The organism is Priestia veravalensis, from assembly GCF_001457055.1.
Lineage (GTDB): Bacteria > Bacillota > Bacilli > Bacillales > Bacillaceae_H > Priestia > Priestia flexa.
Map to the genome: position 1 here is coordinate 1 of NZ_KQ758694.1, position 17848 is coordinate 17848.

At 37.3% G+C, this 17848-nt stretch carries 16 protein-coding genes and 1 pseudogene; 6 read left to right on the forward strand and 11 right to left on the reverse strand.

Annotated elements, in window-relative coordinates:
* Positions 1–191: hypothetical protein (locus AS180_RS18090; protein ID WP_139109190.1), on the reverse strand; the 191-nt coding region annotated here is incomplete at its 3' end.
* 152 nt (positions 192–343) lie between these two features.
* On the reverse strand, positions 344–718 hold the full coding sequence (locus tag AS180_RS18095; protein ID WP_025910221.1) for a PH domain-containing protein: 375 nt from the start codon (positions 716–718) through the stop codon (positions 344–346).
* A 150-nt stretch (positions 719–868) separates the two neighbouring features.
* Here AS180_RS18095 and AS180_RS18100 point away from each other — a divergent pair, with 150 nt between their 5' ends.
* Together AS180_RS18100 and AS180_RS18105 are read left to right on the forward strand one after the other, a co-directional pair.
* Positions 869–1729, forward strand: a complete 861-nt coding sequence (locus tag AS180_RS18100; RefSeq protein ID WP_025910223.1) for a manganese catalase — start codon at positions 869–871, stop codon at positions 1727–1729.
* Between the two features lie 109 nt (positions 1730–1838).
* Positions 1839–3017 carry an alanyl-tRNA editing protein gene (locus tag AS180_RS18105; RefSeq protein ID WP_062687256.1) on the forward strand — a complete coding sequence of 393 codons (1179 nt, stop codon included), beginning with the start codon at positions 1839–1841 and terminating at the stop codon, positions 3015–3017.
* 27 nt (positions 3018–3044) lie between these two features.
* Here the strand turns inward: AS180_RS18105 and AS180_RS18110 are convergent, their stop codons facing one another.
* On the reverse strand, positions 3045–3965 hold the full coding sequence (locus tag AS180_RS18110) for a 1,4-dihydroxy-2-naphthoate polyprenyltransferase (RefSeq protein ID WP_035320879.1): 921 nt from the start codon (positions 3963–3965) through the stop codon (positions 3045–3047).
* Between the two features lie 461 nt (positions 3966–4426).
* Complete coding sequence (gene recQ / locus AS180_RS18115; RefSeq protein WP_025910229.1) at positions 4427–6580, reverse strand: DNA helicase RecQ; 2154 nt, start codon at positions 6578–6580, stop codon at positions 4427–4429.
* Positions 6581–6759: 179 nt separating this feature from the next.
* Here recQ and AS180_RS18120 point away from each other — a divergent pair, with 179 nt between their 5' ends.
* Positions 6760–7404 carry a DUF3231 family protein gene (locus tag AS180_RS18120; RefSeq protein ID WP_226372993.1) on the forward strand — a complete coding sequence of 215 codons (645 nt, stop codon included), beginning with the start codon at positions 6760–6762 and terminating at the stop codon, positions 7402–7404.
* Between the two features lie 48 nt (positions 7405–7452).
* Positions 7453–7779 (forward strand): YflT domain-containing protein, encoded by a 327-nt coding sequence (locus tag AS180_RS18125; RefSeq protein WP_025910230.1) that lies wholly within the window; start codon positions 7453–7455, stop codon positions 7777–7779.
* Between the two features lie 14 nt (positions 7780–7793).
* On the opposite strand, the gene AS180_RS18130 is transcribed toward AS180_RS18125, so the two are convergent.
* The 3 genes from AS180_RS18130 to AS180_RS18140 all read right to left on the reverse strand — a co-directional run bounded on the left by AS180_RS18130 (position 7794) and on the right by AS180_RS18140 (position 11212).
* Positions 7794–8486, reverse strand: a complete 693-nt coding sequence (locus tag AS180_RS18130; RefSeq protein WP_025910231.1) for a metallophosphoesterase — start codon at positions 8484–8486, stop codon at positions 7794–7796.
* 101 nt (positions 8487–8587) lie between these two features.
* Entirely contained in the window at positions 8588–9049 is a 462-nt protein-coding gene (locus AS180_RS18135) for a YrvL family regulatory protein (protein ID WP_025910232.1), read from the reverse strand.
* A gap of 87 nt (positions 9050–9136) precedes the next feature.
* Entirely contained in the window at positions 9137–11212 is a 2076-nt protein-coding gene (locus AS180_RS18140; RefSeq protein ID WP_025910233.1) for a DNA topoisomerase III, read from the reverse strand.
* 436 nt (positions 11213–11648) lie between these two features.
* On the opposite strand from AS180_RS18140, the gene AS180_RS21840 reads away from it, so the two are divergent.
* Positions 11649–11867, forward strand: coding sequence for a UPF0715 family protein (locus AS180_RS21840; RefSeq protein WP_231882772.1), 219 nt, complete (start codon positions 11649–11651; stop codon positions 11865–11867).
* Positions 11868–12380: 513 nt separating this feature from the next.
* On the opposite strand, the gene AS180_RS18145 is transcribed toward AS180_RS21840, so the two are convergent.
* From AS180_RS18145 to AS180_RS18155, 3 genes are read right to left on the reverse strand one after another with little or no spacing between them, the layout of a single operon-like run.
* The gene (locus AS180_RS18145) at positions 12381–13727 is read right to left on the reverse strand and encodes an MFS transporter (protein WP_025910235.1); all 1347 of its coding nucleotides are present in this window, start codon (positions 13725–13727) and stop codon (positions 12381–12383) included.
* Positions 13728–13745: 18 nt separating this feature from the next.
* Complete coding sequence (locus AS180_RS18150; protein ID WP_025910237.1) at positions 13746–15308, reverse strand: FGGY-family carbohydrate kinase; 1563 nt, start codon at positions 15306–15308, stop codon at positions 13746–13748.
* A gap of 41 nt (positions 15309–15349) precedes the next feature.
* Positions 15350–16126 (reverse strand): SDR family oxidoreductase, encoded by a 777-nt coding sequence (locus AS180_RS18155; protein WP_025910238.1) that lies wholly within the window; start codon positions 16124–16126, stop codon positions 15350–15352.
* A 228-nt stretch (positions 16127–16354) separates the two neighbouring features.
* Between AS180_RS18155 and AS180_RS18160 the strand changes: the two genes are divergently transcribed.
* A complete protein-coding gene (locus AS180_RS18160; RefSeq protein ID WP_062687257.1) occupies positions 16355–17479 on the forward strand; it encodes an ROK family transcriptional regulator in 1125 nt (374 codons plus the stop codon).
* Positions 17480–17626: 147 nt separating this feature from the next.
* Here AS180_RS18160 and AS180_RS21845 read toward each other — a convergent pair.
* Positions 17627–17848 (reverse strand): annotated as a pseudogene (locus AS180_RS21845) (IS4 family transposase); the annotation flags it as partial.

Below are 17848 nucleotides of genomic sequence, written 5' to 3' on the forward strand. Positions count from 1 at the left end.
GGAACAGCCTCTACCATTTCATCCACCACACGTGCCACATGATGTTCTGGTATGAGTGCTTCAATATCAAAGATTGCTTGAATTTGACGATTGTCATAGGGTTTGAAAGTAGGGGCTAATTGTCTTTTAGAAGTCTTTTTTTCCTCTGTCTCTGGAAGAAGAGTCAATTGCGTGTTATAATGATTGCACATAAAAAATCGTCCCTTTCTTGAAATGTTGGTGTGGTAACTTTCATTTTACTAGATAGGACGATTTTTTTGTGTATTTTTTCAAAAAAAATCCAGAAAGAGGGCTGTCAAAAAATCAGCTTTTACTGACTTTTTGGACAGCCCCTTTGTTTTTGTCATAATACATACGTAGCAAGTGCTTTTTGCACCTCATAAATATTTTTGTCTTTACGAAACTCTTTTACGATTGGAGCCGTTGAGCTTGAAACCCAGATAACAAGTTCTGCGTCTAAATCAAATGTTCCAGCCGTTTCGACGCTAAAGTGCGTAATATTTCTATATGGAATGGAATGATAGCTGGTTTTCTTGCCAGTTACACCTTGCTTATCAATTAAAATTAATCGCTTGTTTGAAAAAACAAAGATATCTCGGATCAGTTTAAACGCATGCTCTACCTGTTCTCCCTGTACCAAAATGTCTCGCAAATCTTTTTCTACTGAGGACACGCTCACTTCAGATGCATTGCCCATTAAACCATCTAGTAAACCCATATGATTCACTCCTTTACTATTCCTACTGCTTTTACCCTATATTATAGGTTCATAAACAGCTGGTACTATTACATACGTTTCAAATGTAGTTATGTTTCAGTTTTTTTTACATAGATTGTAAAGTGAATTCAAAAAGAAAGGATGTTGTCATTGTTTTTTCATAAAAAAGAACTCCAATATCTTTCGAAACCCGACCGTCCTGATCCCGTTTTTGCCAGACAGCTGCAAGAAGTTTTAGGTGGACAGTTTGGCGAGATTTCAGTTGCCATGCAGTATCTGTTTCAAGGTTGGAACGTTCGAGGAAACGGTAAGTACAAAGATTTGTTAATGGATACTGGAACAGAGGAGTTAGCTCACATTGAAATGCTCGCCACTATGATTGCTAGGCTGCTAGAAGGCGCACCAGTAGGAGATCTTGAAAAAGCTGCACAAGACCCTGTTATTGGAGCTATCCTTGGAGGTATGAACGTTCAGCATACGATTGTTTCAGGGCTTGGTGCGATGCCAGTTGACAGCATGGGTAACAAATGGAATGCAGGTTATATTGCAGCAAGTGGAAATCTATTAGCAGACTTCAGAGCCAACTTAAACGCTGAGTCTCAAGGTCGCTTACAAGTTGTTAGATTGTACGAATCAACAAACGATCGCGGTGTAAAAGATATGCTTTCATGGCTCATCGCCCGTGATACTATGCATCAAAATCAGTGGATTGCCGCCATTAAAGAACTAGAAGCAAAAGAAAACGTTGTTGTGCCTAGTACCTTCCCGAAAGAATTAGAAAAGCAAGAAGTTTCGTATGTGTTGTTTAATTTTTCTGAGGGTGAAAAAAGCGCGACAGGACGGTGGGCTAGCGGTACGAGTATGGATGGCCTTGGAACGTTTCAATACGTGCAGCAGCCTGAAGCATATGGTGGTAAACCTAACTTAAACCCTGCTCCTTTTTATATTCATAATACACTTCCAAAAAACTTACGCCCTTCTTCTCATACACTTCCTCCTTCACATATGTAAACAAATCTTTTCTCCATCACAGGTTGATGGAGATTTTTTTATCATTGCTCTTTACTTTCTGTTAGGATAAGAATTAGATACTGAATTTTTCTTTACAGGAGATGACAAAATGATTGAAAGAATTTATTATACGTCCCCTTATACAACAAAGTGGACTGCTTCTATTTTATCTGCATTTGAAAGCAACAATCATTATTACGTTGAGCTAAACAAAACTGCTTTTTATCCTGAAGGTGGTGGTCAACCATCTGATACTGGTACTATCGCAGGTCATAAAGTATTAGATGTCGTGGAAAAAGATCATTCCGTCTTCCACGAAATTGACACATTATTAGAAGTAAATACTCGAGTAGAGTGTGAGATTAATTGGAACCGTCGCTTTGATCATATGCAGCAACATACAGGGCAACATTTGCTCTCAGCAATCTTAAGCGATGTGTTTAACATACATACTGTAAGTTTTCATTTAGGCAAAGATATCGCTTCAATTGATGTAAATGTTTCTTCCATTAATGAAGATACGTTAATAGAAATTGAACAAACAGTAAATAAAGCCATTTATGCGAATAAACCGTTAAGCACATATTATGTATCACAAGATCAGTTATCAACTCTTTCTCTTCGTAAAATGCCTGATTTAGAGGATGAGCAAATTCGAATCGTCGAGATTGATACGCTAGATACTTCAGCGTGCTGCGGAACCCACGTAAGAAGCACGGGAGAGCTAGGTATTATTAAGCTATTGAAAACTGAAAAACAGCGAGGACAAATTCGATTATTTTTCAAATGCGGCATGAGAGCGCTAAAAGATTATGAACAAACTCACCGCATTCTTTCTCACGTCAGCCACCATTTTAGTACAAAAAGTGAGCTTATCTTAGAGAGATTACAAAAACTAGAAGCTGATTTCAAAATACTTAGCAAACAAAACGAAGTACTAAAATCTGAAAATGCTCATTATTTAGCTCAATCTCTTCTTGATAAAAAGCAAGGTATTGTTTTAGTTCATGAATTTGAAGATAAAACGTTAAAGGATGGACAAGCTATTATTAAGCAGCTGCTTCAAACTGAGAATATGATTGGTATTTTCTCCTCCTCTTTAGAACCAAAAGTTATATTAGCACATAGTACCGATAGAATTCACAGCGGAAACCTCTTTAAAGAGCATCTTAATCGATTTAATGGAAAAGGTGGCGGAGGTATAAACCAAGCGCAGGCGCAGTTTTCAACGATGGAAGATCGTAACCACTTTATCTCCTATCTCCAAGAATACTTACAAAAAGTATAAAAAAACCACGCGTTAAGCGTGGTTTTTTTATAAGTAATAGCTAATAAACAATCCAACTGACAACAATAGTCCGAAGAATGTATTTGTTTGCGCAGTAGATTTCATTGCAACAATCATATTCATCGGTGGCGTACCCGACACAAATCCTTTAATAGCTCTAATTGGTTTTGGGATACTTAAGAAAACTAACAGCGCAAATGCACCAACCACTCCTGTTATGACAAGAACAACAATCCAAATATATGAAATAACAAATAAAAATCCAAGAAAATAAACTGCTTTCTTTTCGCCTAGTAAAATGGCTAGCGTTTTACGTCCGCCTTTTGTGTCTTCTTCGATATCACGAATATTATTTGATAAGTTAATTGCCCCAACTAAAAAAGCAATAGGAATTGAAACAAGAATACTTTCTGTCGTTATGAAGTCCGTTTGAATATAAAAAGAAATTAAAATAAACAGAGCCCCCATACATACACCCGCAAACAGCTCTCCAAAAGGTGTATAAGCAATCGGCAGTGGTCCTCCTGTATATAAATACCCAATTGCCATACCGAATAGTCCGACAAGCGCTAACCACCATGTACTGCTCATACAGATGTAAACACCTAATAATAAAGAAAGTCCATAGCAAGCTAAGGCAAGCTGCAACACGGTTTTCGGCTTCATTCCATCGCGCACAATGGCACCGCCAATCCCTACTGAGTCTTCCGTATCTAGCCCTCTTTTAAAATCATAGTATTCATTAAATAAGTTCGTCGCGATTTGAATAAACAAACACGCAAAAAGCATGGCTAAAAATAACCATACATCAACTTGTCCAACATACATTGCCATCACTGTTCCAATTAACACCGGTACAAACGAAGCTGTTAATGTATGGGGACGAGTTAACTGCCACAGTACTGTTTTTAGCGGTCTTTTAGGTTGAGCGTAACTCGTTTGACTCATCATCCTCTTCCTTTCATTTTAAAAGTGAACATGTCACCTTTCTCTTTCTAGTTGATAATTGTAGAAAGCGACCATACACAGCTTACATATTTCTAAAAAACAAGTAAACGTTTTTATTTTAATACTACTTTTTATTATCTGGTACAGCTTTTCCTATTCAACGCCTATCCATTATAACAAAAAGTTCACACATTCGACATAGAATTATATCAAAAAAATAACGATTGGAAGTTGGTCAACGTCTGTGGCAAAGCACTACATGTAAAAGAGTTTGGGACATAACAAAATGATTGCTTCTAAAAGACGAACAATAGCTGTTCCCATCTCTTTAGTTTTTCTGAACACGTTCGTTCCATTGCGCTACGGCCACTCGCTTTCCAAACGGTTTTTCCCAATCAACAAAAAGCCCGAACGATTAAAAGTTGTGAACTCTCAATCGTTCAGGTATAGTAGGGGCTGAACTACTTATGTCTCAGTCTCTCTTCTTTGTTCATACGACGCAAAAATAAAGCGACCTTGATCATAAAATACGTAACCTCTTCAGGTACGGCTTCTTTAATTGGCTTTAGCTTATCATCTCCGACCAATTCAACCGCTTCGTTGACAAGCTCTTGCTGTTTAGTTGTTAAAATGGTATGCCAATCTATTTCGTAACCTTCTTCGGCACATTTAAATAAATGATTTTCAACTGTTTGCGTACTTAATTCTCGCTTTGCTGCAATCTCTTGAATGGAGGAACCCTCTCTCCACATTTGATAAGACTCTAGATGAGACCCTTGCTTAGATGCACTTTTTGCTTTTTTTTCCCTCTGTACTTCAATGATCTGCCTCTCCCGGTCAGGGTGTTCAGCGCAAAAGCTCACAATCGCTTTAATAAAGCGATCTCCATACTTATCGAGCTTTTGGGAACCTACTCCTTTTACATTCTCAAACTCAGATACAGTCTCAGGAAGCTTTGCACACATATCCCGAAGCGTATCGTCTGAAAAAATAACAAAAGGAGGAACGTTTTCAAGCTCGGCTATTTCTTTTCGTAAAGCGCGCAGGTGCATAAACAGCTCATCATCCTGCACAAGCTGATTCACTTGAATTTGTTCTTTTCTCATTACTTTTTCTTCACCAAGAAGTACCCCTTTTCCCTTAGCTGCGACAGAAAGAGTTGGAAAAGACCCTTGTCCAACCAAAATATACTGCTCTGAAATAAGAAATTCGATAAACTCACTTACTTCTTTTAACGACTGCTTGCTCATTACTCCATAGGTAGAGAGTTGGTCAAAGCGAAAGTCTAGAATCTTTTTGTTTTTAGAACCCGTTAATACTTGAGCAATCATTGTCTTACCAAAACGCTCTCCCATTCGAATCATACAAGATAAAACCTTTTGTGTATCAACCGTTACATCAACAGCTGTACGAGTATCTGTACAGTTGCTACAGCGACCGCAAGCATGAGCTTCCTCTTCACCAAAGTAGTGTAAAATGTATGCCTGCAAACATTCTTCTGTGTGACAATAATTTACCATTTGCTGTAGCTTCTCCAGATCTTGAACAAGCTTTCCTGAATGGTTAGTTGACTGCTCAATTAAAAAGCGCTGAACGCGAATATCCTGAGCCGAATATAAAACTATACACTCACTCGGCAAACCATCTCGCCCTGCGCGACCCGCTTCTTGATAATAGCTTTCCATGTTTTTTGGAAGCTGATAGTGAATGACGAAACGAATATTGGACTTGTCAATTCCCATTCCGAAAGCAGAGGTAGCAACCATAAGGGTTACGTCATCCTGTAAAAAGCGGTTTTGCTCATGATCTCGACTTGATGCACTCATTCCAGCGTGATATTTCCCCACTTGTATACCTAAGCTTTGCAAATGTTCATGTAAACTGTCCACTTCTTGGCGCGTTGCGGCATAGATAATACCAGCTTCTTGCTCATTTTTCTTTACATACTCATCGATATAAGATAGACGGTCTTGCCCTTTAACAACGGTAAACGACAGATTAGAACGCTCAAACCCTGTCATGACCGTATTTTGTTCCTGAATTTGTAAAGCTGTACAAATATCTTCTCGAACCTGAGGCGTAGCAGTAGCCGTCAGCCCAACCACTATTGGCTTGCTCGGTAGCTCGGAAATTAAGCTGCTAATTCGTAGATAGCTAGGCCTAAAATCATGGCCCCACTGTGAAATACAGTGTGCTTCATCAACCGCGATTAAAGGGATAGGTAACGATTTAAGTTGCTCAAAGAAAAACGGTGACTCTAGGCGTTCCGGTGCTATGTATAAAAGTTTATACACACCAAGAGAAACTTCTTCTAATCTCTCTTCCACTTCTGACGATGTGAGTGAGCTGTTAATATACGTTGCTGATATTCCAGCTTCATTCAGCGCGTCCACCTGATCCTTCATTAGGGAAATCAGTGGCGAAATAACGATTGTTGTTCCTTCTAATAAAAGTGATGGGATTTGATAACAAATGGACTTCCCTCCACCTGTAGGCATGATACAAGCGGTATTATGACCTTCTAAAATATGACGTATCGTCTGCTCTTGCCCTTGGCGGAAGCTGTCGTAGCCAAAATAAGTTTTCAACTGTGATAACGCTTTTTCAAATAACAAAGAAACTCCTCCTTACAAAATACATATCGGGGAATAAGCGAAGAAATTATCTTGTGGGTAATGGATTCATTTTATCAAAAAGTACTAGGAGTTCCTAGAAAATCTTTTGTTTCTTTAGACAAAGTGAGTATTATTTCTTAAAAAGGAAATAATTTAAATATACAAAAAATGCAAAATAATTGATTGCATTGATTCACACTATTGAAGCATTAACAACGTATTTAAAAACAATTAACACCAACAAGCACGAACCATTACATATAGGAGAAGCTATGGGATGCTGGCTTTATTTTACTACGCTTACCGAAGAAATACCGGCCGTTGAAACGTCTTTACATACAACAACAGATAAAACGCTATTAGAACTTGCTCATGAATCAAAACTGTTAGCTTTGACTCAGCGAGATAAGCTCAAGGAATTCATGCTACAAGAAGGGATACCACTTTCTGATATTCCAGCTCCAAAACCAAAATCTGATCCTCACCAAATACCTCTGGTTGTACGCGCAACAGATTCTGAAATTGCTAATTTAATGTCAGAATCTGTTGCTTCGAACATCATTATGTGCAGTACAAACATTAGTCAATCCATCCGTAATGATGTTGGTATGCTCTGGCTAAAGTTTCATAGTGAAAAGGTTGCCTTTGGCTTTAAGGTAAAAGAAACACAGCGGGAAAAAGGCTGGTTAAAAAACCGCCAAGCTACACTCCTCCAGGTTCTTAAATTCACATGTGTAAATTTTTTCGACATTTTTGGTTTAACTTTCTCCAAAACGTCTATATACATAGCAAGGAGATTGATATTCTCCTTAAAGAACGAATGAACTTAACCATTAGCACGTTGCACGTACTAAAACTAGGAGGTTTTACAAATGACAAACGTAAAAGTAGTCGAAAATGGTGTTCAGGCAAAAGAAACGATTGATCAATTCTTACGAAGTGGATATACGAAAGATGAAGTTTATTTGCTCGCACATCACAAAGAACGCTCCAAGCATTTAACAGACGCAACGGATGTAAACAACATTGGATTATCAGAACAAGGACTAACTGATTCAGTCGCAAACATTTTCCGTTCACGAGGAGATGAGCTTCGTTCAAAAATGGAATCGCTTGGGTTATCTCAAGTAGAGGCTGAAAAGTATGAAGAAGAATTGGACAAGGGTCGCGTTTTAGTCGTGGCCAGTAAAAGTGCATAATTAAAAAGACGCGACTAGTAGTCGCGTCTTTTTACCTGTTTTTCCTTAATCGTTTTCAATGTGAAATCATATTCCCAAACGCTTGAAGTTGTTAATTCTACACATGCTAATCTCCCTTTGCTCACAACCTGAGCTCCGAGGTCGATTCCAATTCTCGCCCCGTCAAACGCTACGTTCGGTGCCGGCGTATGTCCGTGGACAACAGGTTTACCGTTTGTTTCTTGCAGGAGGCGATTAATTGGCGTTTGATAAAACTCTTTGCGGGGTAACCACAAGTTGCTTCTATTAATAAAAGCAGTTTTATAAGGTAGTTGAAAGCCAGCATGCGCATAAACGTATTCATTATCTTCAAAAATAAGAGGTAGGTCTTTTACCCACTGAATGGCTTCATCAATACCCTGTTTCCCAAATGCTTCAATAATGGTGCTCGAAGAACGTTGCCCACCAAACTGCGACCACATCGGATTTTTACCTTCAATATACCAAAGCATCATTTCTTCATGATTTCCGATTGTGACGTGAACGTGTTCATACGCTTCATTTAATCTTTTTATTTCTTTTAAAACTTCACCGCTATAGGGACCACGATTAATCATATCTCCTACGATTACGAGCTGATCTATGTTTGGGTTAAATTTCACCGCCTCTAATAAACGCATCATTTCATAATAACTGCCGTGAATATCACTTATTGCAAATTTTCTCACGCTGCCCTCTCCTTTTTACTTCATGAATCTATTATACGCATAGGCCAGTTGGTTTTGAACTCGCTAAAAAAGCCGCTAGCGACTTTTTTAATCACAAGATTTTATGTATTGTTTTCAATCTTTACTTTTACGCTCCCAACCTTGAGGTCGAGCCCATAATCAATGATAAACAAAATGGAAGCTAAGATAAATTCAGCACCAAAGGATAGCGTAATTCCTTTAACGAATGTATCCGCTGTGTAAACAGCAAACCAAGAGAACCAAATGTCGATAGTGGCAATTAAAATGAAGCGGCTTAAAGCTGATGTAGCGAAGGGTTTAAATAGTGAAATCAGCGCTCTAGAAAGTAAATCTACTATGCTTCCAACAATCAGTACAAGCAAAACAAACCATAAAAAAGCACCTGTTGTTGTATACGTAACTCCCACAAATTTAAATATGCCTAAGAGACCAAAAAAGTATACTCCTGCGATAACAACAAGCGCTACGATGATAATTAGCGTAACGAATGAAATCGCAATTACCTTGGACATCATATCTTCTTTTTTCTTTTGTTTTCTCATTCTATCTCCTTTACTGTTAGGGTTAAGTTAAATTATACCAAAAACCAACAAAAAAAGGGCTAGAAAAATCTAGCTCCTTCTTTCTTGTCACTCTTTTTTCTTCAGCGCTTGCTTTAATGCATCCCCTAAGCTTGAGCCAAAGTCACTGTCGTCACTGTATTTATTAAGCAGTTTTCTTTCTTCTCGCTTCGTCATTTTTTTCTTTTTGTCTTCTGCTTTTTCAACAACTTGACACTGACGACATTGGAAATACTTACCTGCTTTTCCGTCGTGAATTTCCATCTTTTTATGGCACTGTGGACAGCGACGATTGGATAACTTTGGATCTTTAGAACGTCGGTAGCTACATTCAAGGCTAGAGCAAACAAGTACTCTCCCTTGCTTTGTCTTTTTCTCTTTTAAGAATGAGCCACATTCTGGACATTTTGATCCTGTTAAGTTATGAGGCTTATACGTTTCTTCACTCGTTTTTACCTGCTGCACAAGCTTTGCTGTTTGCTTGCGAATGTTAGCTAAAAATTCTTTTGCGTTTCCTTTTCCTTTTGCAATTGCTTCTAGCTCTCGTTCCCATTTGGCTGTTAAATCAGGTGATTTTAGTTCATCTGCTACAAGCGAAATAAGCTGCTTTCCTTTTGGCGTCGGATGCAGACGGTTATTTTGTCGATCAATGGACTCATTTTGTAATAGCTTCTCAATAATATCAGCACGAGTTGCTGGCGTTCCAAGATTATGCTTTTCCATTTGAGCAAGTAAATCCGCTTCTGAATGACGAAGAGGTGGTTCTGTTAAAGCATGCTTCATTTCAACCGATTTAATGGATAAAGCAGCGCCTTCTTGTAAATGAGGTAACGATGCCTCTTCTAAATCACTATTAGTTACTTGTTTAAATCCAAGGTTTATCACTCGTTTTCCTTGTGCTACAAGCTGCTCTCCATTCGCTTCAAGCTCTACTTTTACCGTTTCAAATTCGTACGCAGGGTAAAATAGTGCCATGAAGCGCTTAGCAATTAAATCATACAGTTTGCGCTCATCCGAAGATAAATCCTGCAAGAAGACAGGCTGGTCGGTTACGATAATCGCATGGTGATCGCTGACTTTTTCATTGTTCACTACGCGTTTTGGCAGCTGTGCATTTTTAGCAATCAGTGGCCTCACTTCTTCTTTATAGGCACCTGATACGGCTTCTAATCGCTCTTTCATCGTTCCAACCATATCCGTTGTGAGGTAGCGAGAATCTGTTCGTGGGTAGGTTACGAGCTTGTGTTGCTCATATAATTTTTGTAACACGTTTAACGTCTTTTTAGCTGAAAATCCGAAGCGCTTGTTAGCATCTCGCTGCAGTTCATTTAAATCGTATGGAAGAGGCTGTGCTTCTTTCATTACTTTCTTTTTGACATGCTTAATTATGGCTTCACCCGCAAGTTTATCACGAAGTTCTTTTGCTTTTTCTTCATTAAAAATGCGCTTTTCTTGGCCGCCTTGCCACTTTGCTTCAAACCCAGGTAAAACTGCGGTTAACGTCCAGTACGGCTGCGGCTTGAATGCTTGAATTTGCTGTTCCTTTTCGATAATCATGGCTAGAGTTGGAGTTTGTACCCTTCCTGCTGATAAAGGCTCTTCATACTTTGTTGTTAGCGCACGGGTAACGTTGAGGCCAATTAGCCAATCTGCTTCTGAGCGACAAACAGCTGAATCATACAGGCGATTAAACTCTTTTCCAGGCTTTAGTTCTCGAAACCCTTGCTTAATCGCTTTATCTGTTTGAGATGAAATCCACAAGCGTCTAAATGGCTTGTTCCATCTTACTTTTTCCATGATCCATCTCGCAACAAGCTCTCCTTCGCGCCCTGCATCTGTTGCAATAATTAACTCTTTGATGTCGCTACGTTTAGCCAGTTGAGAAACTGTTCGAAACTGTGGGCTTGTTTTTTTAATCACCTTCAGTTTCATTTTCTCTGGCATAATCGGTAAATCTTCCATTCGCCACGTTTTATATTGATTATCATAATCTTCTGGTGTTTGCAATTCAACCAAATGACCTAATGCCCATGTTACGACATATTCAGGTCCTTCAATATAGCCTTTTTTCGTTTGAGTGCAGCCAAGTACACGTGCTAAATCTCGCGCAACGCTTGGCTTTTCTGCTAATACAAGTGATTTCATTTTATGTATACCTCCAATTCACTTGTTCCATTATACATGTATTATGATTGTTTGTGTATGATTAGATAAGTTTACATAATAATTTTATAGTCTATTATAAATAAAAAAACCATAGTAAAAGCCATCCGTCAAAAGACGAATGGCTAACTGTATATAAAATCTCATTCTATCTCTTTTTTTATTTATAGTGTCCATACTATTTTCTTCTCTTTACTTCCTACAATCACCTTCTTAACTTGCCTCAAGACTGATCTATGATTTTATGTCGGGTTTAACATTATTTACTGTAAGCAGTGTTTACTTATCGCTCATATATTATAGTAACAGTAAATTCTTTATTGTAGACAAAAAGGAGATGCTCAATCGGTGACATTTAAGGAGACTTTCACTTATCACGCTAATTCCTTATTCTCTAATAGCAGTACCACTACAAGTATTGTTAAATAAATGGCCTAAGAAATTTAATATCCTCTACTTGTTAATTTACTGTTTGATAGCTACTCTATTTCTTTATGTTTCCTATAAGCTTAAAGGAAATTGGTCTACTCCAATTAACAATCATGGTGTCATCTTGGCATTTGCAGTAAGCGCAGCAGTTATATACTGGTTTTGGGATTCTATTATTATGAACAGGGATGAGTATCCTTATTATTAAAATTGAGACTAATTCCTTAACTAATTTATATAGAACTGATTATTGATGGATTTTCATTAAATTCAAGTCACCATAATTCATGTTATCGAAAGTAAAGAAGCTCACTTATAAAAAGTGAGCTCTAAAATGAATACTAAGCCTATTCAATCAATAGCGCAATATTCCTCCCGAATGGTTCTTCTCTTTTTCCTCATAAAAATCCCCTCGGTAGTATACAGAATAGATTGCTTTCTTTTACTTGTCTACCATAAGAGAAACATACCATATTTCGCAAAGCTTTTTATATAAAAACTCTTTTTAAATCCGGTTCAAGAAAGCTATTAAATAATTTTTAAAACGCTTTCAATTATTTGTCTATATTTCGGAAAATAAGAGACCCTGATTAAGTTCTATATAGCTCTCTATTGAATTAAATCTTATTTTGTTAAATTAATCCCAATTAACATAGGTTGATCGCTACTTCTATAAAATTTTTTCAGCCCTGTTTATCCTGATTTCAATGAATGTGTTCTATTAAAGATTTATAACTTTTTCGTTAGTTAATGAGCGTCGACGCTCAAGTTCAACATCCATTGCTGCACGCTTAGCATCGAGGTTATAAAACCACATTGTTATTCCGATAAGTAAACAAATAGCCAAGGGTACCCATATAAAAACAAGTTCAATATAGGTTAAAGTGGTTGAACTTTGTATAGCATTTGGCACATAACCACCCATTTTTAGAATAACTCCTACGAACGCACTTCCCAGTCCGAGACTTACTTTTACAAAAAAACCTTGAAAAGCAGCAATCATACCCGCAATACTTCTATGATTTTTGTACTCTGAATAATCGATAATGTCTGGTTGAATCGCAAATGTGATGCCAAAGATACCATAAATTCCGAGTCCGGTTATCGCTAGTCCTGCTATGAGTAAAAAAGGGGAAGATTTTCCGAGATATATTACTAAATCTCCGATAATATAAATGGCAGTACTCATAAGCAATACATTCTTCTTTGTCATCTTTTTTTGAAGCCAAGGTAAAATAATTAACATGGGTAGCCCTGATAGAATTCCGAATAGACCAACGAAAGTTAACCAGCCTTCATGTCCAAGATTATACGTAAAGTAATAGATTACAGTCGTATTTCTTATGACAAAAAGGGCGAAATAGAGAAAATTCACAATAAAAAAAATAAATGCTTGGTCCGTTAACCCTTTAAAATCTTGTTTAAAAGAGGATTTCCCTGGTTGAGTCGACGGTGGAACAACCTCTTTCGTATTCATAAAAGTGAACACAAATATTAACATTGCTGCAATGGCATAAATGCTCATCGTAATTAAAAATCCTTTTTGTGGATCTCCATGTCCGAAAAATTTTACTAGTGGCGTTGTAATGGACATTACTAAAGCAGTTCCAATCAATGCACAAATCATTCTTGTCGACACTAACCAATTTCGTTCATGGTTATCTGAAGTTAACCTTGGTACAATTGTATTCAGTGGTATATTTACCACTGTATAAGCAATGTTCAACAAACAATAAGTGGCATAGGCCCAAATAATTTTCCCCATCATATTGAAATCAGGAACAATAAAAGTCACTATAGTAAATAGAGCAAAAGGAATAGCTCCTATCAGGAAATAGGGTCTTCCTTGACCCCATTTCGTATGCGTTCTATCAACCAACACCCCCATCCCAATATCTGCAAAAGCATCAATTATTTTTGTTACTAACATTAAAGTACCGGCCACTGCGGCTGTTATTCCAAAAACATCGGTATAAAAAAACAAAAGGTAAGATGCCATTGTGCTAAATACCAAATTGCATCCTAAATCGCCAACACCATATCCAATTCTCTTTTTCCATTTATCCATGTGTATTACCCCACAATTTTAAATTGTTTTTTGTAGTATAGGATCTTCATAGTTTTCGAATGAAAGCCTTGTTAGCGTTCTCATATCATTTTTTAAATTATTGTATATAGATTTGTAAACCTTGTAATAGTCATTATACTTCTCATGACTCTTCTTATTTGGCATGATTTTTTCATCTAACACTTGCCATTGTTTCACATCTTCATAAGATAACAGCCCTGTTCCAATTCCAGCTAGCATGACATCTCCCATATTTGCCTCTACATCATGTATTGGACAAACAATCGGATAGCCAGTTACATCAGCAAAGATTTGTCTCCACAATTTTGATTTTGTTACTCCCCCAGCAAGCAGGATAGATTTACCCAAATTTTCTCCAGTCGCTTCCATTGCATCTCGCAAAGAAAATGCGACCGCTTCCAAAAATGCACGGTAAATATGAGCTTTTGTATGGGCTAATGAAAGTCCCACAATCGTCCCCTTTGCATCTGAATCCCAAACAGGACTTCTTTCTCCCATAAAGTAAGGAAGTACAATTAGGCCTTCACTACCAACAGGAATGGTTTCTGCTTGTTCATTTAATACATCATAGGCATTCTTTCCACCGGATTTTTCCACTTCAACTTCAAATTGGCACATTGTTTGACGAAACCATTTTACAATCGCCCCTGCGGTAGCACCACCAGCAAAATAATAAGAAAGCCTTTTTGCGTCGTATAGATATGGCCAAACAATCAGATCTTTTCCTTTCACTGGTTTGTCTGAAACCAATGCTGCACACATTGAAGTTCCGATCGCTGCTGCATAAACACCTGGTTCAAATACCCCAAGTCCAATGTTTGCAGCACCGCAATCAATACCACTTGCTATCACAGGCATTCCTTCGGAAAGCCCTAATTCAACTGCAGCTTCTTTCGTTAATCTACCGACAATGTCTGTTGATTCTACAATCTTCTCTGGCATCATTGACAGAGGAATACCCATCTCTTCCATCATTTCTTTAGACCAGCTTCTATTGTTCATATCAAAAATACCGCCGATATTTCCTGCAGAAGAATAATCAATCGCAATTTTCCCTGTTAGTTTATAAATAACGTAATCATTTGGGGGCAAAAACAGCTTTGTCTTTTTCCAGTTTTCTGGTTCATGCTTTTTCATCCATAAGATTTTGGTATAACCATAATAGGGATCAGCTCCATTGTGAGTAATTTCTAAAAGTCTTTTTTCTCCAATATTATCTAAAACCCATTTTGTTTCTTCTTCTGCTCTACGATCCATCCAAATCATACAAGGTCTCACCGGTTCCATATTTTCATCCAAAGGAATACCAGAACCACCATACAAACCACTGATAGCAATTCCTTTTATTTTTTCCGCAGCAATCCCTGATTTCTGCACTGTATTTCTAATAGAAGTTTTGGTAGCCTGAAGCCATACTTCAGGCCATTGTTCAGCCCATAATGGCTTTGGGGTTAATACATCATATTCCTGTAAGTCTTGGGCAATTAGATTACCTTCTGTATCCATTAAAATTGTCTTGGTACCGGATGTTCCAATATCTGTACCGAGTAAATAATGCATATATAGCCCTCCAATCTTGAAAATTAGAATCTGTTAGTCTATTAAATACAAGTAAAAGCACCATCTACTACAAAGTCTGCTCCTGTGGTGAAGCTGCTAGTATCTCCAGCAAGATAGACACATATAGATTGAAGTTCTTCTGGTCTTCCCATTCTCTTAAGGGGAGCCATTTGATTCCATTGCTCGATTAATGGCAGCAAACTTGGAGAATTTAATGTAAGTTCTGTACCCATATAGCCTGGGCTAATACAATTTACACGTACATTTCTTGTAGCCCATTCTACTGCCAGAGATTTTGTCAACTGAATTACTCCTGCTTTAGAAGCATTATAAGAACACTGGGGCTGAGGTACGTTCACAATGTGGCCTGACATAGAAGCCGTATTAATAATAGAACCGCCACCTTGCTTTAACATTATTTTTCCAGCTGCTTGAGCTGTTAAAAACACACCAGTTAGATTAATATCAATGACCTTTTTCCACTGATTAAAAGTCATTTCTTCTGCAGGTACATTCATACAGATTCCAGCATTACAGAAGGCAACATCTATACGACCAAAAACGTTAAGTATTTTTTCAATCATGTTATCTACATCTTCTGGTTTTGTGACATCGGCTTCAATTGCAATCGTTTCAACCTCATGATGTTCTTTTAACTCAGCTGCGGTTTTTTGAGCTGCTTCAAAATCCAGATCCACAATTGCTACATCGGCTCCTGCTTCAGCAAAAGCGATTGCAACACTCTTTCCAATACCTCTTGCTCCACCTGTGACAAAAATTTTCTTTTCATCTAATCTCATTTTTTCAATGATCCCCATATTTAATTCCCCCACTTTAAATAAAGTAGTTTTATAAAATAAATTTATAAAACTACTTTATATAATATATCCTTTTTATGTATGAGTCAATATAAAGAAATAGAAAAAGGTAAATTTACCCTTCACTTACTTTGCGAAAGTTGTTATTGCATCAGCTTCTGTGATATATTTTAATTGAAGTTAAAAGAAGAAATTTTATAAAATTTTTTTATATAATGAGGTTCTTTCATGGATAATAACATTACATTTAAAGATATAAAGAAAAGTAATTACTCGGCGATCTACCACCTTATTTATCAAAACGAGAGACTCTCCAAACAAGAAATTGCGAACCAACTTCATCTGAGTTTACCAACTGTAACCCAGAATTTAGTTCGTTTGGAAAAGGAAAAATTAATTGAAAAGAGTGGACAGTTTGAATCCTCTGTTGGTAGACGTGCAGTTGCTTATGCAATATGCCCACAGGCTCGTATTAGTATTGGTGTTGAAATTCTCAAAAAGACAGTTTGCATTTTAGCAATTGATTTGCTTGGTATTACATTTAAAAAAACGAAACTATCAATCAAATATTCAAATACAGACCGTTATTTCAAAGAAGTTAGCGATGCTGTAGATGATTTTATCTCGTCTCTTAATGTGGAAAAAGAGCAAGTTCTTGGTATTGGTTTTGCAGTACAAGCTTTAACATCAACTGATGGTAAGAGTATTACATATGGAAAAATATTAAACTGTACAGGTTTAGATATTCAGGTATTTTCACAGCATCTAGATTATCCTTGTGTGTTTTTCCATGATGCAAAGTGTGCAGCTACTACAGAACTGTGGATTAGAAATGATATTGGAGACATTATCTATTTGTCAATAGGTACCCATCTTGGGGGGGCTCTTGTTATAAATAATCAAATTTATATGGGAAGAGAAGGGCATAGCGGTACGGTAGAACATATGACGATCGACCCTCATGGAGACCCATGTTACTGTGGAAAAAAAGGGTGTATGGAAACATTTTGTTCTGTTAGTGCCCTGTTAGAAGAAGATGAATCACTAGAATTCTTCTTTAAAGAATTACGATCTGGGAACACTTCCTATCAAGAGAGGTGGACTTCATTTTTAGATGTTTTAGCATTTTCAATCAATAATATTCATCTTGTTATTAACAGAGAGTTTATTCTAGGTGGACATATATCTCCTTACTTAAAAGAAAAAGACATTGAATTTCTTCACAAAAAAATTTATGATAAAACCCCATTTCCAAGTAATGAGGCCTTTATTCATATTAGCCGTTCGCCTGAAAATGGAGTTCCTATAGGTGCTGCTATACCATTCGTTCAATCTTTTTTAAATACAATTTAATTCACTAGCGTCGCATAAATTTTAACCGAATTTTCTGTTTTCTTATTTTTCCTTTTATAAAGAAAAACGAATACTCTTGAACAGAGGTAGTAAACATCCATTTTTTTACTATAACTGTTGACGAGTGTGACAGAGGCGGGAAACCCTTTATGGGACCGCTTTTCCTGCGATTTTTCGTAGCCATAAGTGAGCGGATTTCCATGGAGCTGCCTTCAGTAAACGACTAATTTGTAAGTACGTTCTCGAACTATTCGTGTTCAGTTGTGCCAGTACATGCAGGCAATAGACAATCATCGCGATGTACACCTGATTATGCACGCCTTGTTCGCTTTGTGCGTAGAACTTTTTAATAGTCAAGTGCTGCTTCAG

Excerpts from the sequence above, each read along its gene's own strand:
- AS180_RS18095 (WP_025910221.1), bottom strand. The coding sequence starts at position 718 with ATGGGTTTACTAGATGGTTTAATGGGCAATGCATCTGAAGTGAGCGTG.
- AS180_RS18105 (WP_062687256.1), top strand. The coding sequence starts at position 1,839 with ATGATTGAAAGAATTTATTATACGTCCCCTTATACAACAAAGTGGACT.
- AS180_RS18110 (WP_035320879.1), bottom strand. The coding sequence starts at position 3,965 with ATGAGTCAAACGAGTTACGCTCAACCTAAAAGACCGCTAAAAACAGTA.
- AS180_RS18125 (WP_025910230.1), top strand. The coding sequence starts at position 7,453 with ATGACAAACGTAAAAGTAGTCGAAAATGGTGTTCAGGCAAAAGAAACG.
- AS180_RS18135 (WP_025910232.1), bottom strand. The coding sequence starts at position 9,049 with ATGAGAAAACAAAAGAAAAAAGAAGATATGATGTCCAAGGTAATTGCG.
- AS180_RS18140 (WP_025910233.1), bottom strand. The coding sequence starts at position 11,212 with ATGAAATCACTTGTATTAGCAGAAAAGCCAAGCGTTGCGCGAGATTTA.
- AS180_RS18145 (WP_025910235.1), bottom strand. The coding sequence starts at position 13,727 with ATGGATAAATGGAAAAAGAGAATTGGATATGGTGTTGGCGATTTAGGA.
- AS180_RS18150 (WP_025910237.1), bottom strand. The coding sequence starts at position 15,308 with ATGCATTATTTACTCGGTACAGATATTGGAACATCCGGTACCAAGACA.
- AS180_RS18155 (WP_025910238.1), bottom strand. The coding sequence starts at position 16,126 with ATGGGGATCATTGAAAAAATGAGATTAGATGAAAAGAAAATTTTTGTC.
- AS180_RS18160 (WP_062687257.1), top strand. The coding sequence starts at position 16,355 with ATGGATAATAACATTACATTTAAAGATATAAAGAAAAGTAATTACTCG.